This window comes from Cyanobium sp. BA5m-10 (assembly GCF_024346255.1).
Lineage (GTDB): Bacteria > Cyanobacteriota > Cyanobacteriia > PCC-6307 > Cyanobiaceae > Cyanobium_A > Cyanobium_A usitatum.
Genome location: NZ_JAGQCP010000009.1, coordinates 20,313 through 43,762, shown reverse-complemented (window position 1 = coordinate 43,762; position 23,450 = coordinate 20,313). Strand labels below are relative to the sequence as shown.

Sequence of the window (23,450 nt, the reverse complement as noted above, 5' to 3'; positions counted from 1 at the left end):
AGCCACCGGCAGGTCAAGGCCTACAGCCGAGTTGATCCCCTAAACTCCCCTCATCGGGATGTGGCGCAGCTTGGTAGCGCACTTCGTTCGGGACGAAGGGGCCGCAGGTTCGAATCCTGTCATCCCGATTTTTTCAGCTGAGTTCGGCTCCTGGGTAACCCCTGGGGGTCACCAAGCGTCCGTCTTTGGCATAGCTGCTGCTATTGCCAATCAGCACCAGGGTAAGCATGTCCACTTGCTCCACCGGTAATTCGCCCAGGCTGTGCAGGCTGACGGCTTCATTGGCTCGCCCTAGTTGGCGGGCCAGGGCTACCGGTGTTGAGGCCGGCCGGCCCTCCAGCAGCAGCTCTCTGGCTCTGGCCAGTTGCCAGTCGCGGCCCAGGGAGCGGGGGTTGTAGAGGGCTACTACAAAGTCCCCCGCAGCCGCTGCTTGCAGCCGCTTTTCGATCACTTCCCAAGGGGTGAGTCGGTCGCTGAGGCTGATGGTGCAGAAATCGTGCATCAAGGGAGCTCCGGCCTTGGCAGCGGCGAGTTGCAGGGCCGAGATGCCCGGATGCACGCTGAAGCTGGGCCGGACATCGGCTGGGCTGGCCAGCCAAAGCTCCAAGGCCAGGCCGGCCATGGCGTAGATGCCGCTGTCGCCAGAAGAGACCAGGGCCACATTTAGCCCCTGGCTCGCTAGCTCCAGAGCCAGGGCGCAGCGGGCCCGCTCCTCGGTGAGTTGGCCGTTCCAGCGCAGCTGATCAGGTCGTCGCAGCGGTTCAAGCAGGTCGAGGTAGAGGCCGTAGCCCACCCACACCGTGGCTTCCGCCAGGGCGCGGCGCGCATCCGCAGTGAGCAGCTCCAGGCTGCCCGGGCCACTGCCCACCAGGTGCAGCTGGCCCCGCTCGGGAGCCCATTGACTCTCGGCCAGAGCCACCGCCAGGGTGGCTGCCCCGAGCTCGCCTGGGTTGGCATGCTCGATGCGCTTGGTTTGCAGCAATTGGGCTGCGGGGCCAGCTGCCAGCAGGGCTGCGGCCTCGGCCACGCTGGCGGTGCCCATCTCCTTGGCCACCGCTGCCGATGGGGTGGGCACCGGCACTGCCGCTAGGGAATCGGCCCCAAACCAGCGCACTGGCCAGCCTTGTTTAGCCGCTAGGGCAAGCAGGGCCGGTTCATCGGCCTTGCGGTCGATGCTCGCTAAACCAGCTACGGATTCAGGTGCCAATTGCTGGTCGCCCAGGGTCTGTTCCAGCAAGCGCTCCAGCAGGCTCAGGCTGGTGTTGCGTTCACAGCCCATACCTAGCCACAGGCTCGGCGGATGCCAGCGGCAGCCAGCTCCGGTGTGGATATCTACGACCAGATCTGCCTCTGGGTTCTCGCCAGAGCCACCAGCTCGCTCCAGTAGGCAGGTGGCGGCTTCGAGCTCTAGCCAGCGGCGGCTGCCGTGGTGAGCTTCCAGCCGCAGCGGTTGATCCAGATGGGCTGCCTTACGCATCAGGGCGCTCCAATCGCCCTGCCCCCGCTGCCAACCCCAGTCTTTGCCGAAGCTGTCGAGGCTCAGTAAGCCTGCTGCAGCCGTTGCCCCGGTGAGCACAGCCTGGCCGCCTAGGCAGGCGGCAACCTGGTGGCTCAGTCGCTCGGCCCCGGCCGCGTGCCCCCCCAGCAGGGGAATGGCGAAGCGACCCTGTGGATCCACCACCACCACGGCGGGATCGCGCTCTTTATTCACGAGCAGCGGCGCAATCAGCCTGGTCACCAGGCCACAGGCACCAACGATCACAAAGCCGCTGGCCGTTGACCACTGTTCAACTAAGCAGTCCCCTGCGGTGATCTGGTCGTCAGTTCCCACCTGGGAGTCGATCAGGCCGGCCTGAAGGAGCTGGTCCAGCACGGGGGCGCTGGCAGGGCTGAAGCCCAGGCCCCAGCGGCGGGCGCGCGGCGCGGCCTGCTCGGGGCGGTTGTTTGGTGAATTCACGTACCTAGCTTCTGACGCAGCCCGGCCAGGGGACCCGGCGCCTTGGGCTTGAGCAGGGAACCATCTGGATTCAGCTGGCTGCGGGCCGATCCCCCCAGGTTGGTGGAGGTGCTGAGCCGATCAGTGGGGGCCCTAGGGGCGGGGGCAGTAGAGGTGGGGGCCGGAGTAGGGGCGGGGATCGCTTGTGGGGGCATTACAGGTGCGGACTCTGCTTGTGGAGCATCTTGCTGAGAAGGTTCGGTTAACTCAGCTTCAACAGTGGGCTCCAGCTCAGGCAGTTGTGCTGGGTCAGGTAGTTGTTCTGGGTCAAGTTGTTCTGGTTCCGGCAGGGGTTCCGTTTCCGGCGAAGCCTCGGGCTCAAGTGGGGGTTGGGGCTCAGTTACGGGCAACGGTTCAGCCACGGTTTGGGGCTCGCTGGCCGTCGGCGGATTGATTTCTATGGCTGCTACTGGTTCTTCTGGGACTGGTTCAGGTTCAGGTTCTGGTTCTGGAGCCGCCGGCGTTGCAGGCTCCTCTCCCAGCAGCTGGGCTAACTCGCTTGCATCCAGGCGCCCCCGCTGCCAACTGGGCGTGGGCCAGGAACTATTAATTGTCACCTCGCTCACCAAGGTGTTGAAAGGGGGGTTGAGGGGGGCGCCGCTGCCATCAACCAGCTCCATCAGCACACTGTTGCTGCCGCTGTGCCAGCCCTTGAGCCACAGTGGCGAGTTCTGATCTACCAAAAAACTGTCCCCGTTGACCGTCACCCGCAGGCGCCAGCTGCCGTCGTTGTCGCGCAGGCCCTGAAGGGGAGCGTCTATTGACAGCCAGTCGAGGAGCACAGGTTCGCGACCGGCCAGATCTGCTGTGCTTACGCCGATCAACTGGGGTGTGCCCAGCTGGGGAGTGGCCAGGGGATTGGCGGCCACCCGGTTCACCCGCACCTGGTCCCAGGCGCCTGGACTTTTCACCACTTCCCCCCAGGGTTTGGCCGCATAGGCGGTAAGGCGATGGCTGCCCGGGCCCAGGGGCGGTAGTTCGGCGTCCAGACGAGTTGGGAATTGCCCAGAGAGTGAGGTGGTGAGGCGTTGGGGCGGTAGGTCATCAACTTGCACCACGAGGTGAGGCCCCAGCCCGAGCACTCCCGCATCAACTAAGGGCCAATCACGAACCTGCACTTGCAACTTGACCGGCCCGCCAGGCAGATCGCTTCCATCGCGAGGGATCTGGATCGATACCTGGGGCTGGCGTTCGGCCAGGGCCGCTTGAACTTGTTGTACGGCGGCAGGTGGCGCGACTTCCTGCAATAGGCCACTTGGCCCCTGGACTGGAAGAGGCGCTGGGGCTGGGCCGCTGCTGCGGCTAGCCGCTACTCGGTTGCAGCCAGCCAACAACATCAACGCTGCCACTAGCAGGACCGCTAGCAATCTCTGCCGCCATCGCACGGGGCGACCCGGGAGAGCTGGATGGGTTGCGCTGCCTGCGCCCACGCTGGGTTGCTCAGCTTGTAGTGGAAGCATTCTGCTGGCCGATGCCACCCCGGGGGAAACGGATGCGGCAGGCGGCTGTTTTTGATGCTCTCTAAGTAATAAAAAACTGCCCACAAGATGGTTGAAATTGATGATTCTTTCTGTTCTGTAAAGCCCTGTGCTGGCCTGGGAAGCGCCGGGATTGAACCTTTGTAACTGCAGGCCAAAACCTCTCGGAAACGACCCCTATACTTCGGCGAGCGGTCCCCTAATTGGGGCCCAAAGCCCCAGTTGTGGTAAGTGGTTTCGCGTTTTCGCGGCCCCCCTTCCCGGCTGGTGCCCATGAACGCTTGGAGGCCTCGGTCGCCGGTCGTTCATGGGGCCCAACGGCAGGCTCTCCGGCCTGCTGCAGGGGTGGACCCACCACCTCGATCCCGTCCCTCGAGGAACGTCTCGATGACCATCAGCCCACCAGAGCGTGGGGAAAAGGCGAAGGCCATGGTCGACCGGAACCCAGTTCCGGCCACCTTCGAACTGTTCGGCAAGCCCGGCCATTTCGATCGCAGCCTTGCCAAAGGTCCCAAAACCACCACCTGGGTTTGGAACCTCCACGCCAATGCTCACGATTTCGACAGTCACACGAGTGACCTTGAAGAGGTCTCTCGCAAGATCTTTTCAGCTCACTTCGGCCATTTGGCCGTCATCTTTATCTGGCTGAGTGGCGCCTTCTTCCATGGAGCGCGCTTCTCCAACTACACCGGTTGGTTGACCGATCCCCTGCACGTCAAGCCTTCGGCGCAGGTGGTGTGGCCCATTTTCGGCCAGGAAATTCTCAATGGAGACATGGGTGCCGGGTTCCACGGCATTCAGATCACCTCCGGCCTCTTCCATGTATGGAGGGCCTGGGGCATCACCAATGAAACCCAGCTGATGGCCCTGGCCATCGGTGCTTTGGTGATGGCCGGCTTGATGCTCAATGCCGGCGTCTTCCATTACCACAAGGCGGCTCCCAAGCTCGAGTGGTTCCAGAACGTTGAGTCGATGCTCAACCACCATCTGGCCGGCCTGCTCGGTCTGGGATCTCTCTCCTGGACAGGACACCTGCTGCATGTGTCCCTGCCCACCACCGCGCTGATGGACGCCATCGACGCCGGCCAGCCGCTGGCGCTCAATGGCAAAACCATCGCCACTTACGCCGACATTCCCCTGCCCCACGAGTTCCTGAACCAGGACGTGATCGCCCAGATATTCCCCGGTTTCGGGGCTGGCGTTTCAGCCTTCTTCACGGGCAACTGGGCCGCTTACAGCGATTTCCTCACCTTTAAAGGTGGGTTGAATCCTGTGACCGGCAGCCTCTGGATGACCGACATCGCCCATCACCACTTGGCGATCGCGGTGTTGTTCATCGTGGCTGGCCACATGTATCGCACCAACTGGGGCATTGGTCACAGCATCAAGGAGATTCTCCAGGGCCAGAAGGGCGATCCCCTGCTGTTCCCCGCTCCCAATGGTCATGACGGACTCTTTGAGTTCATGACCACCAGCTGGCACGCCCAACTGGCTGTGAACCTGGCGATGCTCGGCTCGCTGAGCATCATCGTGGCCCAGCACATGTATGCGATGCCTCCCTATCCCTATATAGGGATTGATTACCCCACCCAGCTGTCGATCTTCACCCATCACATGTGGATCGGTGGTTTCTTAGTTGTGGGTGCTGGAGCGCACGCCTCTATCGCAATGATTCGCGATTACGACCCCGCCAAGCACGTCGATAACGTGCTGGACCGGGTGCTTAAAGCTCGTGATGCCCTGATCAGCCACCTCAACTGGGTGTGCATCTGGCTTGGCTTCCACAGCTTTGGCCTTTATATCCACAACGACACCATGCGTGCCTTGGGGCGTCCCCAAGACATGTTCAGCGACTCCGCCATTGCCTTGAAGCCTGTCTTCGCGCAGTGGATTCAGGGTCTTCACGCTGCCGCTGCAGGTAGTACTGCGCCCAACGCCCTAGCTGGTGTGAGCGAAGTGTTCAACGGCACCGTTGTAGCGGTGGGCGGCAAGGTGGCCGCCGGTCCGATTCCTTTGGGAACGGCCGACTTCATGGTCCACCACATCCACGCCTTCACGATCCACGTCACCGTGCTGATCCTGTTGAAGGGTGTGTTGTATGCGCGTAGCTCCCGCCTAGTCCCTGATAAGGCGAATCTGGGCTTCCGCTTCCCCTGCGACGGCCCTGGCCGTGGCGGTACCTGCCAGGTGTCGGCTTGGGACCATGTGTTCCTTGGCCTGTTCTGGATGTACAACTCCCTGTCGATCGTCATTTTCCACTTCTCCTGGAAGATGCAGAGCGACGTGTGGGGCACCGTCAACGCTGATGGCAGCGTCCAGCACATCACCAACGGCAACTTTGCCCAAAGCGCCATCACCATTAATGGTTGGCTGCGGGACTTCCTCTGGGCTCAAGCCGCACAGGTGATCAACAGCTACGGCTCGAGTTCCAGTGCTTATGGCTTGATGTTCCTTGGAGCCCACTTCATCTGGGCCTTCAGCCTGATGTTCCTGTTCAGTGGCCGCGGCTACTGGCAAGAGCTGATCGAGTCCATCGTCTGGGCTCATAACAAGCTGAGGGTTGCACCCGCCATCCAACCGCGGGCGCTTTCCATTACCCAGGGCCGTGCTGTCGGTGTCGCTCACTATTTGCTGGGCGGTATTGCAACAACCTGGGCATTCTTCCTGGCCCGCATCGTCGCGGTCGGCTGACCTTTTCTGACCTCTCCCAATGGCAACGAAATTTCCTTCGTTCAGCCAGGGTCTGGCACAGGACCCGACAACCCGCCGGATTTGGTACGGCATTGCCACGGCTCACGATTTCGAGAGCCACGACGGCATGACCGAGGAGCGGCTTTACCAAAAGCTGTTCTCCACCCATTTCGGTCACCTGGCCATCATTGGCCTCTGGGTTTCGGGCAACCTGTTCCATATCGCCTGGCAGGGCAACTTTGAGCAGTGGGTCGCCGATCCTCTGCATGTACGTCCCATCGCTCACGCGATCTGGGATCCCCACTTCGGTCAGGGAGCTATCGCCGCCTTCACCCAGGCTGGTGCTACCTCCCCTGTGAACATTGCTTATTCCGGTTTGTACCACTGGTGGTACACGATCGGGATGAAAACCAACGCTGAGCTTTATCAGGGTTCCATCTTCATGATGATCCTGTCGGCTTGGGCGCTGTTCGCAGGCTGGCTCCACCTTCAGCCCAAGTTCCGTCCTTCCCTGGCCTGGTTCAAGAACGCTGAGTCCCGCCTAAACCACCACCTGGCGGTTCTGTTTGGTTTCAGCTCGATCGCTTGGACCGGTCACCTGGTTCACGTGGCTATCCCTGAGGCCCGTGGTCAGCACGTTGGGTGGGACAACTTCCTCTCAGTGCTGCCTCACCCCGCTGGTTTGGCTCCGTTCTTCACCGGCAACTGGGGTGTATATGCCCAGAACCCCGACACCGTCTATCAACAGTTCGGAACTGCTGAGGGTTCTGGCACCGCGATCCTTACCTTCCTGGGTGGCTTCCACCCCCAAACGGAAGCCCTTTGGCTCACGGACATTGCCCACCACCACCTGGCGATCGGTTGCATCTTTGTGATCGCTGGCCACATGTACCGGACAAACTTCGGTATCGGCCACTCGATTCGCGAGATTCTTGAAGCCCACAACCCACCCAAGGGCACCCCTGGTGACCTCGGTGCTGGCCACAAGGGCCTCTACGACACGATCAACAACTCGCTCCACTTCCAGCTTGGTCTGGCTTTGGCATCTCTGGGTGTGGTCACCAGCCTGGTGGCCCAGCACATGTATGCGATGCCGTCCTACGCGTTTATCGCTAAGGACTACACAACGCAGGCTGCGCTTTATACCCACCACCAATACATCGCCATCTTCCTGATGTGCGGTGCGTTCGCCCACGGTGCGATCTTCTTCATCCGCGACTACGACCCGGAAGCCAACAAAGACAACGTGTTGGCCCGGATGCTCGAGCACAAGGAAGCCATAATCAGCCACCTGAGCTGGGTCTCCCTGTTCCTTGGCTTCCACACCCTGGGTCTCTACGTCCACAACGACGTGGTCGTGGCCTTTGGTACTCCCGAGAAGCAGATCTTGGTGGAGCCCGTCTTTGCCCAATTCGTCCAGGCCGCTTCCGGCAAGGCGATGTACGGCATGGATGTGCTTCTATCAAATTCCGCATCCGCAGCTAGCACTGCCAGTGCGGTTTATCTGCCCGGTTGGATCGACGCCATCAATGGTGGCAACGACCTCTTCCTGCAGATCGGTCCTGGTGACTTCCTTGTTCACCACGCAATTGCGCTTGGTCTGCACACCACGACTCTGATCCTGGTGAAGGGTGCCCTGGATGCCCGGGGTTCCAAGCTGATGCCTGACAAAAAGGACTTCGGCTACTCCTTCCCCTGCGACGGCCCCGGCCGTGGTGGTACCTGCGACATCAGTGCCTGGGACTCTTTCTATCTGAGTGTCTTCTGGGCCCTGAATACCGTCGGTTGGGTCACCTTCTACTGGCACTGGAAGCACCTCGCCATCTGGCAGGGCAACGTGGCTCAGTTCAACGAATCCAGCACCTATCTAATGGGTTGGTTCCGCGACTACCTGTGGCTTAACTCCTCCCAGCTGATCAACGGTTACAACCCGTTTGGCAGCAACAACCTGGCCGTCTGGTCTTGGATGTTCCTGTTCGGTCACCTGGTGTGGGCCACCGGTTTCATGTTCCTGATCTCCTGGCGCGGCTATTGGCAGGAACTGATCGAGACCATCGTCTGGGCTCATCAGCGCACCCCGCTCGCCAACCTCGTTGGCTGGCGCGATAAGCCTGTCGCTCTTTCGATCGTCCAGGCTCGTGTTGTGGGTCTTGCTCACTTCACGATCGGCTACATACTCACGTATGCCGCCTTCCTGATTGCTTCTACCTCTGGCAAGTTCGGCTAACTGCGGCCTACTTGCTCCCTCGAGGGACGAATTAACCCCGGCGCAAGCTGGGGTTTTTTATTGTCCATTGTTTTATTGACCATTGTTTGTTGGTTAACTTGCCCCTCACCGCACCCCCCGGCTTCCCCCTAAGGGAATAGTTCTTGCCCCGAAGGCTTGGCTTGTGGCCCAGCAGCCACTGTCTATCGGGCTGCCCCCAGACAAGATCAGCCCAATCAAAGGCCCAGTAAAGGTTCAATAAAAACGCCCAATAAAAAAGCCCCGCCTTAGCGGAGCTTTCAGGGGATTGGAAAACCGCTTGGGATTCAGTTGACGCTCCAGACGCCGCCAGCGATATTGACCAGTGGGGCAACGATCGCAGTGCCGGCTAGGAACCAGGCAAAGGCGGCGCCACCGCAGCCACCCAGCCAGAAACCACTGGCGAATTCTGCCCAGCCAGCCTTGGTGAACAGGTCTGCGGGCGGGTTGTCGATGGTGGCGTCAGCCGGCTGGATGTTGGGTCCGTTGCCAGCGGTGCCGTAGATCGAGAGACATACGGTCAAGATCGACACCAGTCCAATGGCGGCGAGTAAACCAGCGGTGCTGGCGTACTCGGTGAGCCGCAGGGGACCACAGACGGCGAAGGGTCCGTAGAGAAAGAAGCCATGGGCCATGCCCACTTCCAAACCACGACGGTTCGGAGATAGGGAGGGGCGGTAGGCGGGCAGGGCATTGATGAAGGCCCGGCTGAAATAGCTGCTGTTGACGGGGGTTGCCAGATTGCCGACGCAGGGGTCGGCCACGGGGGTCACGGTCATGGTGGCGGGGGTAGGCGGTGAGGCTGAGCGACGGCTTGGGTCGGGCTCAGTCGCGGGCTTCGATTACGTTGAAAAGCAAGGCCATGGCCACGGCTGGGCCGAGGATTCCAACAAGTGGGACTAACACCGAGGGCAACCAAGCGGCAGCAAATTCTCCAGTCATGGCGCGGGCCAATAGCAACCGTTAATACTGTACGAAGCCCACCCGTGGCAGCTTGTGGGGCCGGCTAGGGCGACATAAAAATTCAATCCCTTTGCCCCGCCTCTCAGCTGTCGGATCCGCGCACGATGCCGCGCACCCGGTAGATCGGTCGTCCCTGACTTTCGTGGTATGTGCGCATCTGCAGTTCGGCCAGCAGGCCAAAGCAGAAAAGCTGCACCCCCGTCAGAAAACTCAGTAGGGCCATCAGCAGTAGGGGGCGATCGCCGATGTCTGAGCCAAGCAGTAGTTTCTCGCCTACAAGCCAGATGCCGATTAGCAGCCCTGCGCCCATGGCGGCCAGGCCGCCCAAGCCGAAGACGTGCATCGGTCTGGTCAGAAAGCGCTTCATGAACCAGACCGTCAGCAGGTCCATCAGTACCCGGAAGGTGCGGTCGAGTCCGTATTTGCTTTCCCCATAACGCCGGGGATGGTGGTTTACTTTCACCTCGCTGATCCGGGCACCTTCGATGAAGGCCAGGGCAGGCAGGAAGCGGTGTAGTTCGCCGTAGAGGTTGAGGTCACTCACCACCTCGCGCCGATAAGCCTTGAGGGAGCAGCCGTAGTCGTGGAGTCGCACCCCAGTTACCCGGGCAATCAGGCTGTTGGCGATGCGGCTGGGCAGTAGCCGTTGCATGGCCGCATCCTGGCGCTGGTGGCGCCAGCCGCTTACCAGGTCGAAGCCTTGGTCGAGCTCAGCTAGCAGTAGGGGGATATCGGCGGGGTCGTTCTGCAGATCGCCATCGAGGGTCACGATCACCGCCCCGCCGCTGGCGTCAAAGCCGGCCGCCATTGCCGCCGTCTGGCCGTAGTTGCGGCGCAGCAGCACGGCCACCAGCTCCGGAACCGTGGCGGCCAGCTGGCTGAGCACCTTCGCTGTGTCGTCCCTGGATCCGTCGTCTACCATGACCAACTCAAAGCCCAGCTGCAGCGGTCGCAGTGCCGCCAGCAACTGCTCCACCAACTGGGGCAGGCTCTCCTCCTCGTTGTAGAGGGGCACCACTACGGAAAGCTCGGCCTGGCCTTCCCTCGTTTGCTGCATGTCTTTGTCAGCCTTTGGCGTCGACCCTAGGTGGGTAGGGGACTGCCGTTATGGCTGTGCATTACCCGCCCCGCTCCCCGCAGTTCCAGTCGGTAGTGGCGCGCCACCGGGTCGGGGTTTTGGGGCGCCAGGTCGTCGATGCCGATGCCGTTGCGGCCGTGGGCGACGCCGGAGCTGTGTAAATAGCGGCCGCCACCTAGGTGCAGCCCCACGTGGCTGCAGCGCTGGGGTGTGCCAAAAAAGATCAGGTCGCCAGGCTCCAGCAACTGCACCTGACCCGGGTGCACCGCCACAGGCTGACAGAACCGCTCCTGCAGGTAGGCATCGCGCGGAATCCAGATGCCAGCTCTGGCATAGGCCCGCTGCATCAGACCGGAGCAGTCGTAGTTGGGGCCCAGGCTGCCGCCCCACAGGTAGGTGTTGGCTACGCGCTGGGCGGCCTGCGCGAAGCTCAGCACCTGCTCCATCCGCTGGACAATGCTGCAGCGCTGCAGGAGTTGCGGCTGGGGCGGGGAGCACGCCACTGCTCGCCCTAGCAGGGCATCGGGTTCAAGCCAGCCTGGGTAGCCATCGTCGAGGAGTCGTACCCGTAGGCGCATTCCTGGCCCTTTAGCTGCCGGACTGGTCAGGATTTGCAGGTGGCGGCCAGTCCAGGCCTGGCTGGCTAGCCCCTCACCGCGGGCCTGGTTGTAGAGGTCGACGCTGCCAGTGAGCTGCCAGTTCGTGCCTGGAATGAGCCATTCCGGCGCGGCTGGGGTGCCGGCAGCCAGCTGGGCAGGGTTGAAGGTGTCTACTGTCAGCACAGCTAATCTCGCCACAACGTTGGCCGGCGGTGATGGCTTTTTACAGCCCCGATCCAGCCATGGCTCAGATCCTGGCCGATCTGGTGTGGGCTCTTGAGCTGGAGGGGCGGCCTGGCTTAGCCCAGCACCTTTCCATTACCTGGCTTCGCTACGACCAGCCCTTGCTTGGCCGAGCTGCCGATCTGGATCCCGATCTGTTCTGGGCCCAGCCGGTGCAGGGGGCGAGCTGGGCTGGGGATCGTCCTCGCTACCCAGCCAGCGTGGTGAAGCTGGTGTACCTGGTGGCGGCCGAGGCCTGGCGCCAGGCTGACTTGCTTGCGGATACGCCCGAGCTGCGGCGTGCCCTTTCAGACATGATTCGCGACTCCAGCAACGACGCCACCTCCCTAGTGGTGGATTTGCTTAGTGGCACCACCAGCGGCCCTTCTTTGCCCCCCGAGCGCATGGCCCACTGGGTGGAGCAGCGTCAGCTTGTCAATGGCTGGCTGAGCGAGCTTGGCTGGCCGGAGCTGCAAGGCTGTAATGCTTGCCAAAAAACCTGGGGTGATGGTCCCTACGGGCGCGAGCGGGTCTATTACGGCACCGAGCTGGAAAACCGCAATCGCCTCAGTACCGACGCTGTAGCCCGTCTGTTGCAGGCCGTGCTGGCGTCGGCCCTGGTCTCGCCGCCGGCTTGTGCCCGGATGGCAGCTCTGCTGGCGCGCAGCCTGGATCCGGCCTTGAGGCTTGCGGATCCAGAAAACCAGGTGGATGGCTTCATAGGTGAGGGTTTGCCTCTTGGCTCTCGCCTCTGGAGCAAGGCGGGCTGGATGAGCCAGGCCCGGCACGATGCTGCCTACGTGGAGCCGTCAGCTGAGGGTTCTATGCCAAAAGCTGCGCCTTTCTTGCTGGTTATTTTTTCTGAGGGCCAGGCCTGCGCACAGGATCACAAGCTCCTACCCGAGATAGCTACCCGGCTGGCCGCAGCCAGCCGTAAATAAGCATTCGGGCTTGACAACGGAGAGGGAGGCCCTCGTTGTGACTCTCAGAGCGAAGTGGTGACACGGGAAGAGACAACGCTTCCCATTGGAGGCGGCGGATTCCAATGCTATTTCCAACACCAATCCCAACACTATTTCCAACACTACATAGAACTTGCAAATTCAGGGCGCTGGCAGCAGGTCAATACCAGCGCTGAGCCCTTGCAGTCGTCACGGCGCCCTATCAGCATCTCCCTGGTTGTTCAGCGGGTGTAACTCTTTCAGCAGTGCCCGATTTAGGTGGTCATCGCATCCCACCACCAACTGCGGGTAGATGGTGCCGTCCTTGTAGGGGGCATAGGCGTGGGCGCAGATCGCTCGGGTGGTGTCCTGCCACTGTTGGAGCATCTGCCTGGGCAGCTTTTGCTTCAACTGGTCTGTGGATTGCTCCCAGGACTGACCAGCGCAGTGGCGCATCTCTACCGTATTATCGCCAGGGCATTTGATCTTCTGTGCTTGCGCGTGGGTAGAACCATGAGGCAGCATCAGTGCGCCAAGGAGCAACAGGTGCTTCATTAGGTCTTGTTCGGTCTTGTTAGCAGGGTATGGATGCTTTCTGCTATTGGCGGCTGTCTTGGCGGCAAGGGACTCAATGAGCTCCTGGACTCTGCAATTCCACGTCTTGGCATTACTGATGCAAATAAGTTCGCTTTGTCCAGCCACAATCTTTGCCAAGGATTAGATTGCTGCCTTTCCACTCAAATACTTTTTTCAGCCTTAGGTTGAATGGGTGTTCAGTCGGGTCAAGAGTCCTATAGTCTCCCGTCTTTATTTCTCTGTTGTTTACTGGTGAAAAAGGACTTCGCAGCTTTAGAAGAATTTTCCCGAATGCGGATACGCATGGAATGTCATTAGTGATTAATGCATATTTAAAGTTTGGAAGAATTGACAAAATATCTTGAACTTCCTTCGTGCTTAAATGCATTAGAACGTCTTTGCAAACTAACAGTTCGGCGGAGGGAAGTTCATTGTAATCCTCTGGAAGATTGGCAAAGGAAACCCCTGGTCGCGAAAACGACCTCTGATTATTTGTGATTACATTTTTAGATGCATCGATGCCAATATATGTTGCGCTGCTAAAGTCTAGAAATTGAGAAAACTGCCAGTCGCCGCAACCAAGGTCAACGACTGATTTAATATCGTGTTGACGAATAAAGTCTTCTAGGAATATCTTGTAGGGTTGAGTTGCTTCAGGGGAGCTTCCGCCCCCTGACCCCTTGCCCCAGTATGAATTCTCATAAATCTTATCAAAAATATCTGGATCGCCAAATTCAAAACCCATAAAAGTCGCTAAATTCTGAATTTTTAATTTAGCACTTAAGAAGATTTAATAGTTGCAAATTATAACATTTATAGGGTTCTATGGCAAAAGTTTGTGCTGTCGTCGTTGTCTGCTTTCCTGAGACCCTCCGCCTAGTCGCCAGCGCCCCCAGTCGCCAGCTTCGCGTCGTAGTGGAAGAAGTGCTTTGGGACGAGTTTGATTGAAGTGTCGCAGTTGTTGCAGACGGTTGTTTTGGCAACTTCATAGATACGCAACCATTGCGCCGCTACCCCTGCCGCTGTTCCTTCTTCCAGATCCGTTCCAGTGATTTGCGGAACTCTCCACCGCTTTGTGGACGTGCCAGGTCGCGCCTCCAAAAGACGCTGCTAATCCACCACACCTGAAGACCGCCAAAGATCAGGGCGACTAGGCCCAGTTGGATGTATCCCCAGTTCAGGTGCTCCATTGCGCCCGTTGCTGATTCTTCGCCCAGATGCGTTCAAGGGTCTTTCGGAACTCCTCTGTGCTCTTGCTCGTGCCCTCAGGGCATTTTCTAAGCTGAGCCGCCAGGCGCCAGAACTTGATTCCTGCTGCGACGGCAAAGACCAACTAGAGCACCAGCATCGATAGGGGCTGAAATATCACTGCTTGTCGCTTTGGGTCGAGGTTTCCTGGTGCCCGTGCTTCTGGTCGCAGTGGGCGCTGGCAGTTGTGCCCATCAGCAGCGTCGCAGCGGTCAGGGCGAGTAGCAGCAGGCGCTTCATCTGGTCTTGTTGGGGCTTGTGAGCAGGGTACGGGTGCTTTCGGCTGTTGGCGACTGCCTTGGTGCTATGGGACTCCTTGGACTCATGCCCCCAGCGCGAATGGTGCAGGTGTATCCGCTTTTCTGCTATTGCTGCTGCTCTCCCTGGGCCACCTGGTGCCCCCTCTGAGCAATGGGAGTTCCTTGAGCGTGTCTGCATGAACACCTGAGGTAATCACTCCATGGCCTGAGCGTAAGTACCTAGTAGCGTTAGTTAGTCGTGATGAGCGACGGGAAGCGTATCCCTGGCGGAGTCGAACACGCCAGGGATTTTTTTGTGAACAAACCTTGCTGCTGCTCGCGCCCAATACCAGTGCCTAACTCAAATAACTGCCTATGGCGGCGTTCGACCCGTCCATAGGTCGAGGAAGTGGGCGGAGATTGCGTCCCCGTCGCTCACGCCCCACTTTTCTCTTAAACAGCGTCAGGTATGGGTCTCCCTGGGTGAGGTGGCGTGGAACCATCGCTCATACCCGCTGCTATCCAGTGCTGGGCTGCCTTTCCGCAATTCGGGCATCCAACACCACAAGACTGGGCACCTAACACCACTTCCAACACCCATGGGCGGGTACTGGGTCGCACTAGTGGAAAATCACTGACTCACCAATGTCAGTCGCAAGCGGGACTCGCGGCCGTGGTGACTCGCCGTGAATCCTGCTTAAAACGGAGAGGGAGGGATTCGAACCCTCGACAAGAGTTGCCTCCTGTAACTCCTTAGCAGGGAGCCGCTTTCAACCACTCAGCCACCTCTCCAGGGGCTTGACGACTTTATCAGTGAGCCCTATCGCCTGGGGCCTCCCAGGCGGCTTGGGCGGCGGTGAGTCGTGGCAGGCGGTGCTTAAAGCCGCAGAGGATTTCCCAGGGGATGGTCTGGCAGCGATCGCTCCAGTCGGTAGGGGTGATTTGTTCGCTTCCCTCCTGGCCCAGCAGAGTCACCACCGACCCCACCTCCAGTCCCGGGCAGTCGGTTGCATCGAGCACCAGTTGGTCCATGGTGATGGCTCCCACTTGGGGCAGACGTTGGCCTGCAAACAGCACTTCCAGCTGGTTGGAGAGCTGGCGAGGCACGCCATCGGCGTAGCCAATGCCAACAACGGCCAGACGGCTGGGGCGGCTGGTGCGGAAGCGATGGCCGTAGCTCACCCCCACCCCGCTGCCCGCCTCCCGAATCAGGCTGACGCGGGCGTGCAGGGTCATCGCTCCCTGCAGGGGAGTGACAGAAGCCAGGTGGGCCGCCGGACTGTGACCATATAGCGCCAGGCCGACTCGCACTAGGTCGTAGTGCAGCCCTGAGCTGCGCAGGGTGCCGGCCGAGTTGGCCAGGTGGCGGATGCCAGCCGGCAGACGCTGGTGCTCCAGGGCCTGCAGTACCGTCTCGAAAAGCCGCTGCTGTTGATCGGTGAGCCCGTCATCGGCGTCCGCTGATGCATCGGCACTGGCGAGATGGGAATAGAGACCGGCCAACTGCACGGCTTCCAGTTCCGTGATCGCGGCCACGAGTCTGGGCCCCTCCTGCCAATCGGCCCCGAGCCGAGCCATGCCAGTGTCGAGCTTGAGCTGCAGGGCCATCGGGCGGCCTTGGCCGCTGGCGAGGTTTTGGCAGAGCAGGGCTTCGCGCATGCCGCTGATAGTCGGCATGAGCTGCCAGTGCAGACAGCTGCGCAGCTCCTCTACCTGGGTGAGGTTGCCGAGCACCAGGATTGGTGCTTCGATGCCGGCCCTGCGTAGCTCGATGCCTTCGCTCAGGGTCGCGACACCGCACTGACTAGCTCCACCAGCGAGGGCGGCCCTGGCCACGGGGATCGATCCATGGCCATAGCCGTCGGCCTTGACCACAGCCATCAGCTCGGTGCCATTGCCTATGCAGCGTTTCAGGCTGCGGGCGTTGGCACTTATGGCGCCGGTATTCACCTCTACCCAGGCCCGTTGCCGAGCCAGGCTGGCCTCATGGGCCTGGGCACTCCAGCTGGTCTCAGTCGCCTGGGTCACGGATTACAGCGAAGATTTCCACTAGCATGCCGCCGATCACGGGTGCTGGCATGGGCCATGTTCTCGTTCTAAACGCGTCTTACGAGCCCCTCAACATCACCACCTGGCGTCGTGCGGTGGTGATGGTGCTGAAGGGGAAGGCGGAGGGGCTTGAGCATGACCCGGTGCGCAGGATTCGCGAGGACACCCTGCTCCCCACCGTGATCCGCCTGCGTCATTTCGTGCGGGTGCCCTACAAGCCGTTGCCCCTGACCCGCCGCAACCTGTTTCACCGCGATGGCCATCGCTGCCAGTACTGCGGGGCCAGCGCTCAGCAGCTCTCTGTCGACCATGTGGTGCCCCGCAGCCGCGGTGGCCTCGATACCTGGGAAAACGTCACCACAGCCTGTCTGCCCTGCAATGTTCGCAAGGGCAACCGCACGCCGCGGGAGGCCGCGATGCCCCTGCTGCGTCCACCTCATCGGCCCCTGGGCAGCTTCAGCTTTGAAGCCAGTCGCCAGATTTCGGCAGGGCAGCATGGCGAGTGGGCCAAATATGTAATTGGGGCTTGAGAGCGCTCAGCTGGCTACCTGTTGGGCCAGCTCCTCGAGCTGGCGGCTCTGATCGGCGGCGATTGAGGCACTGATCAGGTCGTGGAGCTGGCCGTTGAGCACCGGCTCAAGCGCGAAGTTGCGGCCTAGGCGGTGGTCGGTGGTGCGGCTGTCTTTGAAGTTGTAGGTGCGGATTTTCTCGCTGCGGTCGCCGCTGCCTACCTGGGCCAGCCTGGTGGAGCGCTGCTGGGCGTTGGCTTCTGCCAGCTGGCGCTCATAGAGCTTTGCGCGCAGGATTTCCATGGCGCGCTCGCGGTTCTGCAGCTGGGAGCGTTGCTGGGTGCAGAACACCCGAATGCCGGTGGGCTTGTGCAACAGGTCTACGGCAGTTTCGACTTTGTTGACGTTTTGGCCGCCGGCGCCACCGGAGCGGGCGGTACTGATTTCGATGTCGCCGGGGTCGATCTGAACCTCCACGGGATCGGCCTCCGGCATCACGGCGACCGTGGCGGTTGAGGTGTGCACCCGGCCCTGGGACTCGGTGGCCGGCACCCGTTGCACCCGATGCACGCCGGCCTCAAACTTCAGCTGGCTGAAAACCCCATCCCCCTTGATGGCGAGGATCAGTTCTTTGTAGCCCCCGAGCTCGGCTTCGGAGGCGCTCACCGGTTCCACCCGCCAGCCCACCCCTTGGGCGTAGCGCTCATACATGCGGGCTAGATCGCCGGCCCAGATCGCCGCTTCATCGCCACCGGCGCCGGCGCGGATCTCCAACATCACGCTGCGCTCATCGCGGGGGTCTCGGGGCAGCAGGGCCACCGTGAGCTTGTCGAGCAGGCTGGCCGTGGCTTCCGCCAGGGTTGCCAGCTCCTCGTTGACCAGTTCCTCCATGGCGAGGTCGCCCCGATGTTCTTTCAGCAGGGCGCGAGCTTCTCGTTCTTCCTGCTGCAGTTTCTGCAGGCTCAGGTGGTCCTGCACCAAGGGCTCAAGGCGAGCCCTCTCGCGGGCGATGGCCTGCATCTGGCTGGGATTAGCCGCCACGGCTGGATCGGCCAGCTGGCGTTCCAGGGTCTCGAAGGTGCGGCGGGCCGTCTCCAGACGCTCATGCAGCAGGGAAGGATCCATCAGCGAGATAGGAGGAGCCCGCATGGGCACCAGACAACACAAAGCCGGGTGCCCGTAAGCACCCGGCTGGGGGGTTCAATCAGGCCTGCAGAGATCAGGCTTCGGCCACAGCGGGGGCCTCGGTCTCAACTTCGGTTGCAGCTTCGGCCGAGGCCTCAACCTGGGTCTCCTGCTTAGCAGCGGCGTTGGAGAGTGAATCTGCTCCACCCATGCCGTACTTGCGCATAAAGCGGTCTACACGGCCCTCGGTGTCGAGGATCTTTTGGGTGCCTGTATAGAAGGGGTGGTTGCCACTCCACACATCGACGTGGAGTTCGGGGGAGGTGGAACCGGTGGTCATAACCACCTCTCCGTTGCAAATCACCTTGGCATCGGGATACCAGGTGGGATGAATTTCGGCCTTGGGCATGACGGGGAAGGGGCTGATGGCGGAGGGAAGAAATCAGCGCTTGGAGAACTGAGGCGCCTTACGAGCTTTCTTCAGGCCGTACTTGCGACGCTCCTTGGCGCGGGGGTCGCGGCTGAGGTGGCCTTCTGTTTTAAGGGGTTTGCGGTTGTCCGGGGACAATTCACACAGGGCACGAGCTGCACCCTGCTTGATGGCGTCGGCTTGGCCGGTAAGCCCACCACCACGCACATTCACTAGCAGGTCATAGTCAGTTGCAAGCCCGAGAGTCTGCAGTGGTGCTTTGACCGCTGCGAGATAAACAGGGTTGTAGTTGAGGTAATTGTCCCCAGGGCGACCGTTGATGGTTACGGTGCCGGTCCCGGGAACCACACGCACTCGGGCTACTGCCGTCTTACGACGACCCGTACCCCAATAGACGACTTTGTTAGTGCTCATCGGGCGGCAGTGGCGGGATCGAGGGCTAGGGCTTGGGGTTGTTGGGCAGCATGGGGATGCTCAGTACCCTTGTAAACCTTCAGCTTGCGGAACAGCTGACGGCCCAGGGCGTTGTGGGGAAGCATGCCTTTGATGGCTTTCTCCACGATCCGCTCAGGTATCCGGGCTTGCAGGTGGGCGAAGGTCTCGGTCTTCATGCCACCGGGCCGGCCGGAGTGGCGGCGGTAAATCTTCTGGGTCGACTTGTTACCGCTCACCTTCACCTTGTCGGCGTTGATGACGATGACGAAGTCGCCGGTATCGAGGTGGGGGGTGTAGCAGGGCTTGTTCTTGCCGCGCAGCACTTGGGCCACTTCGCTCGCTAGGCGACCGAGGGTCTGATTCTCTGCGTCCACCAGATACCACTGGCGGTCGAGGGAATCAATGGAGGGCAGGGGGGTCTTGTTCATTTCGCCTGATCAGGCACCGGCAGGCCGGAAGTGGGGCAGGACAGCTGGTCGTTGGAAACCCAACGCCCGAGTTCAGTGACCTTACCGCCTGGTCGGCGCGCCCCAAGGAGGTAGCTGCGCTGAACTGACGAAAGGCTGGGCTGAACCAGGCTGGAGATCCGGAGAATCGGAAATCTCGAGCTGAAACCGCGGTTGGCAATCATACCAGGCAGCTTGGGGGAATATTGGCTTGGGGTAGCCCACCCGCAGCAGGCAGAGGCCCTGAGGTGGAGCGGCCTCTTTTACTTCCAGGCGCTGGCACTCGCGCCAGCGGCGCTCGAAGTCGGCGCCGCTGAGCCGCCCCTCGCCAACCGCCACGAGTTGACTAAGCACCAGACGCACCATGCCGTACAGAAAACCGCTGGCTTGCAACTCGACGCTGATCAGGTCACCCTGGCGCTCCAAACGCACCTCCTGAAGGGTGGTGCGGCCGTGGGCGCGGCGGCTGCCGGCTCGTTGAAAGGCAGAAAAGTCGTGTTCGCCGAGCATGGCCTCCAGGGCCTGGCCCATGGCTTGTTCATCGAGCCGGCGCTGATAGCGGTGCCAGCTCCAGGGGGCCAGGAACAGGTTGGGGGTGCGGGCGTTGTAGATCGTGTAGCGGTACCGCCGGTAGCTAGCGCTGAAGCGGGCGTGCCAGCTGGGCTCAACCTCAACAGCCGCCCGGATGCGGATCGTGGCCGGTAGCCGACCATTGAGGGCCTTGGCCCAGCGCTCCGGTGGAATTGGTCCAGCCGCTTCGAAGTGTGCCACCTGGGCAGCAGCATGCACGCCCGTATCGGTGCGGCCAGCAGCCATGGTGCGATTGGGTCCTTGGGGGTCAAGCCCAGCTATCGCTTGCTCCAGGGTCTGCTGCACGCTGTGGGCATTGCGTTGCCGCTGCCAGCCGCAGTAGGCGGAGCCGTCGTATTGCAGGCAAAGAGCGATGCGGCGCAGGGCGGCGGGGGCGGGAGTCAGTGCGGGAACCATGCAGCCATTAAAAAACCGCGGTGGGGTTACGCCACCGCGGCAGTTTGGGATCTCGCCAGACGGGGAGAGGTTTAGACCAGTTCGATGATGGCCATCTCGGCGTTATCGCCGCGGCGGGGAACGGTACGGATGATGCGGGTGTAGCCACCTTGGCGCTCGCCGTAGCGGTCTTGGGCTTTGTCAAACAGGGCATGGACCAACTGCTTGTCATAGATGTAGCCGATGGCGCGGCGACGGGCAGACAGGCTGCCGTCCTTGGCCAGGCTGATCATGCGCTCCGCTTCATCGCGCAAAGCCTTGGCACGGGCTTTGGTCGTGGTAACCCGACCCTCGCGGATCAGCTGGGTGGTGAGACCCCGCAGCATGGCTTTGCGTTGATCGGCGGGGCGTCCCAACATGGGGACTCGGCACTGGTGTCTCATTGGGCTGACTCAGGTGAGAAGGCTGTCGGTAAAAGGTGCCGCCAATCAGGCGCTAGTGCGGCTCTGGGGCAGGGTGATGCCGATGCGCTCCAGCGCTTCGATCACCTCATCGGCTGATTTGGAGCCGAAGTTTTTGATCTCCAGTAGATCTTCGTAGCTGAAGCCCATCAGGTCGGACACGGAGTTGACCTGGGCGCGCTTCAGGCAGTTGTAGGCCCGCACGGAGAGGTTGAGTTCTTCGAGGGGAATTTGGGCCTCGGCGGAGGGCTCGGGCTCAAGGCCGGGCTCTTCCACCATGGTCAAGCTGGCCAGGGGCTGGAACAGACCGATTAGCTGGTTGGCTGATTGGGCCATGGCGTCGTCTGGTGTGACGCTGCCATTGGTTTCGATCTCCAGGCGCAGTCTTTCGCGAGCGGATCCACCTTCGCCAACGGCGGTTTCATCCACCGTGTAGTTGACCCGGCGCACGGGCTTGAACACGGCATCGATCTGCAGCAGGTCGATGGCGCTGGTGTCCTCGCTGTGGCGATTGACGGGCCGGTAGCCGACACCACGCTCCACGTGTACTTCCATTTCGAGGCTGTGGCCTTCAGCCACGGTCGCGATCAGGCGATCTGAATCGATTACCTGCACTTGGGAGGAGAACTGCAGATCCGCGGCGGTAACCGTCGCGGGGCCGTTCACCACTAGGCGGCCGATCTCTAGCTCGCGATTGCGGCTGCTAACGGAGATCTGCTTGCAGTTGAGCAGAATGTCGAGCACGTCTTCACGAACCCCGGGCACGGTGGCGTACTCGTGGTTGACCCCGGAGATGCGAACTGCGGTGATGGCACTGCCTTCAAGGCTACCGATCAGGACGCGGCGCAGGGCATTCCCAAGCGTGGTGGCCTGGCCGCGATCGAGCGGGCCGATCAGGAAGGTGCCGGTCTGGGATCGGTCTTCCGCGACCTGATACTCAATGCGATCGATTTGGTAATGCAGCACGTTCTGAAGGGTCGAAAGGTTGGAGAAAGCCCGGGGGCAGGAACGAAACGACGACTCAGACGCGACGGCGCTTGGAGCGACGGCAACCGTTGTGAGGCAGGGGAGTCACGTCACGGATCAGGGTGATTTCAAGGCCGGCCACCTGCAAGGCTCGGATTGCGGTTTCGCGGCCTGAACCAGGACCCCGTACCAGGACTTCGATCTGGCGCATGCCCTGCTCTAGGGCGCGTCGGGCGGCTGCTTCAGCTGCGGTTTGGGCGGCAAAGGGTGTGCCTTTACGGGCTCCTTTGAAGCCGCTGGCGCCGGCCGAACTCCAGGAAATCACCTCTCCGGCCGTGTCAGTGATCGACACGATCGTGTTGTTGAAGGTGCTCTGAATGTGGGCAACGCCGTTGGGGACGTTGCGCTTCGTTTTCTTGGCGCCGGATTTTTTGGCTGGCTTTGCCATGGCGGAAAGGCCTGCTGGTGCAGGAGGTGATCAGGGGAACGTCGGGGGGGCACCCTGGTGACGCCGGTCGCTTACGCAGTTGGCGGCAGGGTGGGAGCAGTTGAAGGAAGGCGGGGCCTTACTTCTTCTTGCCGGCCACGGTTTTGCGAGCACCACGACGGGTGCGCGCATTGGTGCGTGTGCGCTGGCCACGCACGGGCAGACCCATGCGATGGCGGCGACCGCGAACGCAGCCGATGTCTTGGAGGCGCTTGAGGGCCATGCCCTCTTGACGGCGCAGGTCGCCTTCGAGGGTGAAGGTTTCGGCCGCACCGCGCAACTTCTGGACGTCAGCGTCGCTGAGGTCTTTTACCCGGATGTCTGGGCTGACACCGGATTTGGCCAGAATCTTCTGGGCACGGGTAAGACCGATGCCATACACGTAGGTGAGAGCAATCTCGACGCGCTTTTCGCGTGGGATATCAACGCCGGCAATCCGAGCCACGTAGGAATTCGATGAGGGGGCAAGGGGCTCCGCCTGAGCGGAGCGGGGAAATGATGCACAGCTGGCCCCCAAGGGGGCCGGCCAAGGCTTGTCAGCCTTGGCGCTGTTTGTGCTTGGGGTTGGTGCAGATCACCATCACCCTGCCGTGGCGACGAATCACCCGGCATTTGTCGCACATTTTCTTGACCGAGGCACGCACCTTCATGGGAGTTGTGCTCTCCTAATTTGCAAACCGACAAGCTACCACACAGGTCAACACCCTCTGGTGATTCAACTGAGCAGGGCGGCGATCCGTTCGGCGATCGCCACGACGCTGCCATTGGCCTCAATGGCCTGCAGCAAGCCAAGCTGCTGGTAATGGTTAATCAGGGGTGCGGTCTGTTCCCGGTAGACCTCCAGCCGGTGGCGAATCACGCTTTCGTTGTCGTCAGAGCGCCCCCGGCTCAGGAGCCTTTGGATCAAGACGGCGTCGTCGAGCTCCATCAGCACCACCAGCTCGATCGGTTGCTGCAGCTCATCGAGCAGCAGCCCCAGAGCCTCGGCTTGAACGAGGTTGCGGGGGAAGCCGTCCAGTAACCAGCCGCCGCCGCCGCTGGCGGCCAGTGCTTCCAGCCGGCCCCGCACGATCGCCAACACCAGCGCATCGCTCACCAGCTCACCACGGGCCATCACGGCCTCGGCTTCCTTGCCGAGATCGCTGCCAGCAGCAACCTCCGCCCTCAGCAGGTCTCCCGTAGAGAGGTGCAGCAGCTGGCGATCGGCGGCCAGTTGCTGGGCTTGGGTGCCCTTACCAGCTCCTGGGGGGCCAAGGAAGAGGAGACGTTGCTTCATCGCTGAACTTGCGAGTTGGAGGAA

General features: G+C 61.3%; 25 protein-coding genes and 2 tRNA genes. 5 read left to right on the top strand and 22 right to left on the bottom strand.

Features of this window, described 5'->3' with window-relative positions; all coding sequences use genetic code 11:
- Window positions 1-54: 54 nt before the first annotated feature.
- Window positions 55-128, top strand: a tRNA-Pro gene (locus tag KBY85_RS05600).
- Window positions 129-133: 5 nt separating this feature from the next.
- Here the strand turns inward: KBY85_RS05600 and cobJ are convergent.
- Together cobJ and KBY85_RS05590 are read right to left on the bottom strand one after the other, a co-directional pair.
- The gene (cobJ, locus tag KBY85_RS05595) at window positions 134-1,957 is read right to left on the bottom strand and encodes a precorrin-3B C(17)-methyltransferase (protein ID WP_254960524.1); all 1,824 of its coding nucleotides are present in this window, start codon (window positions 1,955-1,957) and stop codon (window positions 134-136) included.
- On the bottom strand, window positions 1,954-3,456 hold the full coding sequence (locus tag KBY85_RS05590) for a hypothetical protein (protein ID WP_254960523.1): 1,503 nt from the start codon (window positions 3,454-3,456) through the stop codon (window positions 1,954-1,956). Before KBY85_RS05590 ends, cobJ begins: the two co-directional genes overlap by 4 nt.
- 405 nt (window positions 3,457-3,861) lie before the next feature.
- Between KBY85_RS05590 and psaA the strand changes: the two genes are divergently transcribed.
- Together psaA and psaB are read left to right on the top strand one after the other, a co-directional pair.
- Complete coding sequence (gene psaA / locus KBY85_RS05585; RefSeq protein ID WP_254960522.1) at window positions 3,862-6,165, top strand: photosystem I core protein PsaA; 2,304 nt, start codon at window positions 3,862-3,864, stop codon at window positions 6,163-6,165.
- Window positions 6,166-6,184: 19 nt separating this feature from the next.
- The gene (gene psaB / locus KBY85_RS05580; RefSeq protein ID WP_254960521.1) at window positions 6,185-8,392 is read left to right on the top strand and encodes a photosystem I core protein PsaB; all 2,208 of its coding nucleotides are present in this window, start codon (window positions 6,185-6,187) and stop codon (window positions 8,390-8,392) included.
- Between the two features lie 305 nt (window positions 8,393-8,697).
- On the opposite strand, the gene KBY85_RS05575 is transcribed toward psaB, so the two are convergent.
- The 4 genes from KBY85_RS05575 to KBY85_RS05560 form a co-directional block, all read right to left on the bottom strand.
- Window positions 8,698-9,189, bottom strand: a complete 492-nt coding sequence (locus KBY85_RS05575; RefSeq protein WP_106632411.1) for a photosystem I reaction center subunit XI — start codon at window positions 9,187-9,189, stop codon at window positions 8,698-8,700.
- 46 nt (window positions 9,190-9,235) lie between these two features.
- Entirely contained in the window at window positions 9,236-9,352 is a 117-nt protein-coding gene (locus KBY85_RS05570; RefSeq protein WP_106632445.1) for a photosystem I reaction center subunit VIII, read from the bottom strand.
- A gap of 103 nt (window positions 9,353-9,455) precedes the next feature.
- Window positions 9,456-10,430 carry a glycosyltransferase family 2 protein gene (locus KBY85_RS05565; protein WP_254960520.1) on the bottom strand — a complete coding sequence of 325 codons (975 nt, stop codon included), beginning with the start codon at window positions 10,428-10,430 and terminating at the stop codon, window positions 9,456-9,458.
- A gap of 26 nt (window positions 10,431-10,456) precedes the next feature.
- Complete coding sequence (locus KBY85_RS05560) at window positions 10,457-11,248, bottom strand: C40 family peptidase (protein ID WP_254960519.1); 792 nt, start codon at window positions 11,246-11,248, stop codon at window positions 10,457-10,459.
- A 17-nt stretch (window positions 11,249-11,265) separates the two neighbouring features.
- Here KBY85_RS05560 and KBY85_RS05555 point away from each other — a divergent pair, with 17 nt between their 5' ends.
- Window positions 11,266-12,213: a serine hydrolase gene (locus KBY85_RS05555; protein ID WP_254960518.1), complete on the top strand. Its 948-nt coding sequence runs from the start codon at window positions 11,266-11,268 to the stop codon at window positions 12,211-12,213.
- A 210-nt stretch (window positions 12,214-12,423) separates the two neighbouring features.
- On the opposite strand, the gene KBY85_RS05550 is transcribed toward KBY85_RS05555, so the two are convergent.
- From KBY85_RS05550 to alr, 5 genes are all read right to left on the bottom strand, one after another.
- Window positions 12,424-12,927: a hypothetical protein gene (locus KBY85_RS05550; RefSeq protein ID WP_254960517.1), complete on the bottom strand. Its 504-nt coding sequence runs from the start codon at window positions 12,925-12,927 to the stop codon at window positions 12,424-12,426.
- On the bottom strand, window positions 12,881-13,534 hold the full coding sequence (locus tag KBY85_RS05545; RefSeq protein ID WP_254960516.1) for a methyltransferase domain-containing protein: 654 nt from the start codon (window positions 13,532-13,534) through the stop codon (window positions 12,881-12,883). The genes KBY85_RS05550 and KBY85_RS05545 overlap by 47 nt, the downstream gene beginning before the upstream one ends.
- Window positions 13,535-14,154: 620 nt before the next feature.
- A complete protein-coding gene (locus KBY85_RS05540) occupies window positions 14,155-14,277 on the bottom strand; it encodes a hypothetical protein (protein WP_254960515.1) in 123 nt (40 codons plus the stop codon).
- 702 nt (window positions 14,278-14,979) lie between these two features.
- Window positions 14,980-15,068: transfer RNA gene (locus KBY85_RS05535), tRNA-Ser, on the bottom strand.
- A gap of 18 nt (window positions 15,069-15,086) precedes the next feature.
- Window positions 15,087-16,304 (bottom strand): alanine racemase, encoded by a 1,218-nt coding sequence (gene alr, locus KBY85_RS05530; RefSeq protein ID WP_254960514.1) that lies wholly within the window; start codon window positions 16,302-16,304, stop codon window positions 15,087-15,089.
- Window positions 16,305-16,354: 50 nt separating this feature from the next.
- Between alr and KBY85_RS05525 the strand changes: the two genes are divergently transcribed.
- A complete protein-coding gene (locus KBY85_RS05525) occupies window positions 16,355-16,855 on the top strand; it encodes an HNH endonuclease (protein ID WP_254941855.1) in 501 nt (166 codons plus the stop codon).
- Window positions 16,856-16,861: 6 nt separating this feature from the next.
- Here KBY85_RS05525 and prfA read toward each other — a convergent pair whose 3' ends face one another.
- The 11 genes from prfA to KBY85_RS05470 form a co-directional block, all read right to left on the bottom strand.
- Window positions 16,862-17,959, bottom strand: a complete 1,098-nt coding sequence (gene prfA, locus KBY85_RS05520) for a peptide chain release factor 1 (RefSeq protein ID WP_106632405.1) — start codon at window positions 17,957-17,959, stop codon at window positions 16,862-16,864.
- 94 nt (window positions 17,960-18,053) lie between these two features.
- The gene (rpmE, locus tag KBY85_RS05515) at window positions 18,054-18,368 is read right to left on the bottom strand and encodes a 50S ribosomal protein L31 (RefSeq protein WP_254960513.1); all 315 of its coding nucleotides are present in this window, start codon (window positions 18,366-18,368) and stop codon (window positions 18,054-18,056) included.
- A 33-nt stretch (window positions 18,369-18,401) separates the two neighbouring features.
- Window positions 18,402-18,803: a 30S ribosomal protein S9 gene (gene rpsI / locus KBY85_RS05510; RefSeq protein ID WP_254960512.1), complete on the bottom strand. Its 402-nt coding sequence runs from the start codon at window positions 18,801-18,803 to the stop codon at window positions 18,402-18,404.
- Complete coding sequence (rplM, locus tag KBY85_RS05505) at window positions 18,800-19,252, bottom strand: 50S ribosomal protein L13 (RefSeq protein ID WP_254960511.1); 453 nt, start codon at window positions 19,250-19,252, stop codon at window positions 18,800-18,802. The genes rpsI and rplM overlap by 4 nt, the downstream gene beginning before the upstream one ends.
- 81 nt (window positions 19,253-19,333) lie before the next feature.
- Window positions 19,334-20,257 carry a tRNA pseudouridine(38-40) synthase TruA gene (gene truA, locus KBY85_RS05500; RefSeq protein ID WP_254960510.1) on the bottom strand — a complete coding sequence of 308 codons (924 nt, stop codon included), beginning with the start codon at window positions 20,255-20,257 and terminating at the stop codon, window positions 19,334-19,336.
- A 71-nt stretch (window positions 20,258-20,328) separates the two neighbouring features.
- A complete protein-coding gene (rplQ, locus tag KBY85_RS05495) occupies window positions 20,329-20,679 on the bottom strand; it encodes a 50S ribosomal protein L17 (RefSeq protein ID WP_106632400.1) in 351 nt (116 codons plus the stop codon).
- Between the two features lie 45 nt (window positions 20,680-20,724).
- Window positions 20,725-21,663 carry a DNA-directed RNA polymerase subunit alpha gene (locus KBY85_RS05490; RefSeq protein ID WP_254960509.1) on the bottom strand — a complete coding sequence of 313 codons (939 nt, stop codon included), beginning with the start codon at window positions 21,661-21,663 and terminating at the stop codon, window positions 20,725-20,727.
- A 55-nt stretch (window positions 21,664-21,718) separates the two neighbouring features.
- On the bottom strand, window positions 21,719-22,111 hold the full coding sequence (rpsK, locus tag KBY85_RS05485) for a 30S ribosomal protein S11 (protein WP_010311626.1): 393 nt from the start codon (window positions 22,109-22,111) through the stop codon (window positions 21,719-21,721).
- A gap of 118 nt (window positions 22,112-22,229) precedes the next feature.
- Window positions 22,230-22,595, bottom strand: coding sequence for a 30S ribosomal protein S13 (rpsM, locus tag KBY85_RS05480; RefSeq protein ID WP_106632398.1), 366 nt, complete (start codon window positions 22,593-22,595; stop codon window positions 22,230-22,232).
- A gap of 91 nt (window positions 22,596-22,686) precedes the next feature.
- On the bottom strand, window positions 22,687-22,800 hold the full coding sequence (gene rpmJ, locus KBY85_RS05475; RefSeq protein WP_006173336.1) for a 50S ribosomal protein L36: 114 nt from the start codon (window positions 22,798-22,800) through the stop codon (window positions 22,687-22,689).
- Between the two features lie 65 nt (window positions 22,801-22,865).
- Window positions 22,866-23,426, bottom strand: coding sequence for an adenylate kinase (locus tag KBY85_RS05470; protein WP_254960508.1), 561 nt, complete (start codon window positions 23,424-23,426; stop codon window positions 22,866-22,868).
- Between the last annotated feature and the right edge of the window lie 24 nt (window positions 23,427-23,450).

Bases quoted from the DNA above. Each gene is read 5' to 3' on its own strand.
- rpmJ (WP_006173336.1), bottom strand. From the start codon at position 22,800: ATGAAGGTGCGTGCCTCGGTCAAGAAAATGTGCGACAAATGCCGGGTG.
- rpsK (WP_010311626.1), bottom strand. From the start codon at position 22,111: ATGGCAAAGCCAGCCAAAAAATCCGGCGCCAAGAAAACGAAGCGCAAC.
- KBY85_RS05540 (WP_254960515.1), bottom strand. From the start codon at position 14,277: ATGAAGCGCCTGCTGCTACTCGCCCTGACCGCTGCGACGCTGCTGATG.
- psaA (WP_254960522.1), top strand. From the start codon at position 3,862: ATGACCATCAGCCCACCAGAGCGTGGGGAAAAGGCGAAGGCCATGGTC.
- KBY85_RS05545 (WP_254960516.1), bottom strand. From the start codon at position 13,534: ATGGGTTTTGAATTTGGCGATCCAGATATTTTTGATAAGATTTATGAG.
- KBY85_RS05575 (WP_106632411.1), bottom strand. From the start codon at position 9,189: ATGACCGTGACCCCCGTGGCCGACCCCTGCGTCGGCAATCTGGCAACC.
- rplQ (WP_106632400.1), bottom strand. From the start codon at position 20,679: ATGAGACACCAGTGCCGAGTCCCCATGTTGGGACGCCCCGCCGATCAA.
- KBY85_RS05570 (WP_106632445.1), bottom strand. From the start codon at position 9,352: ATGACTGGAGAATTTGCTGCCGCTTGGTTGCCCTCGGTGTTAGTCCCA.
- truA (WP_254960510.1), bottom strand. From the start codon at position 20,257: ATGGTTCCCGCACTGACTCCCGCCCCCGCCGCCCTGCGCCGCATCGCT.
- prfA (WP_106632405.1), bottom strand. From the start codon at position 17,959: ATGGATCCTTCCCTGCTGCATGAGCGTCTGGAGACGGCCCGCCGCACC.
- psaB (WP_254960521.1), top strand. From the start codon at position 6,185: ATGGCAACGAAATTTCCTTCGTTCAGCCAGGGTCTGGCACAGGACCCG.
- KBY85_RS05590 (WP_254960523.1), bottom strand. From the start codon at position 3,456: ATGCTTCCACTACAAGCTGAGCAACCCAGCGTGGGCGCAGGCAGCGCA.
- KBY85_RS05525 (WP_254941855.1), top strand. From the start codon at position 16,355: ATGGGCCATGTTCTCGTTCTAAACGCGTCTTACGAGCCCCTCAACATC.
- rpmE (WP_254960513.1), bottom strand. From the start codon at position 18,368: ATGCCCAAGGCCGAAATTCATCCCACCTGGTATCCCGATGCCAAGGTG.
- rpsI (WP_254960512.1), bottom strand. From the start codon at position 18,803: ATGAGCACTAACAAAGTCGTCTATTGGGGTACGGGTCGTCGTAAGACG.
- KBY85_RS05470 (WP_254960508.1), bottom strand. From the start codon at position 23,426: ATGAAGCAACGTCTCCTCTTCCTTGGCCCCCCAGGAGCTGGTAAGGGC.
- KBY85_RS05555 (WP_254960518.1), top strand. From the start codon at position 11,266: ATGGCTTTTTACAGCCCCGATCCAGCCATGGCTCAGATCCTGGCCGAT.
- rplM (WP_254960511.1), bottom strand. From the start codon at position 19,252: ATGAACAAGACCCCCCTGCCCTCCATTGATTCCCTCGACCGCCAGTGG.
- KBY85_RS05565 (WP_254960520.1), bottom strand. From the start codon at position 10,430: ATGCAGCAAACGAGGGAAGGCCAGGCCGAGCTTTCCGTAGTGGTGCCC.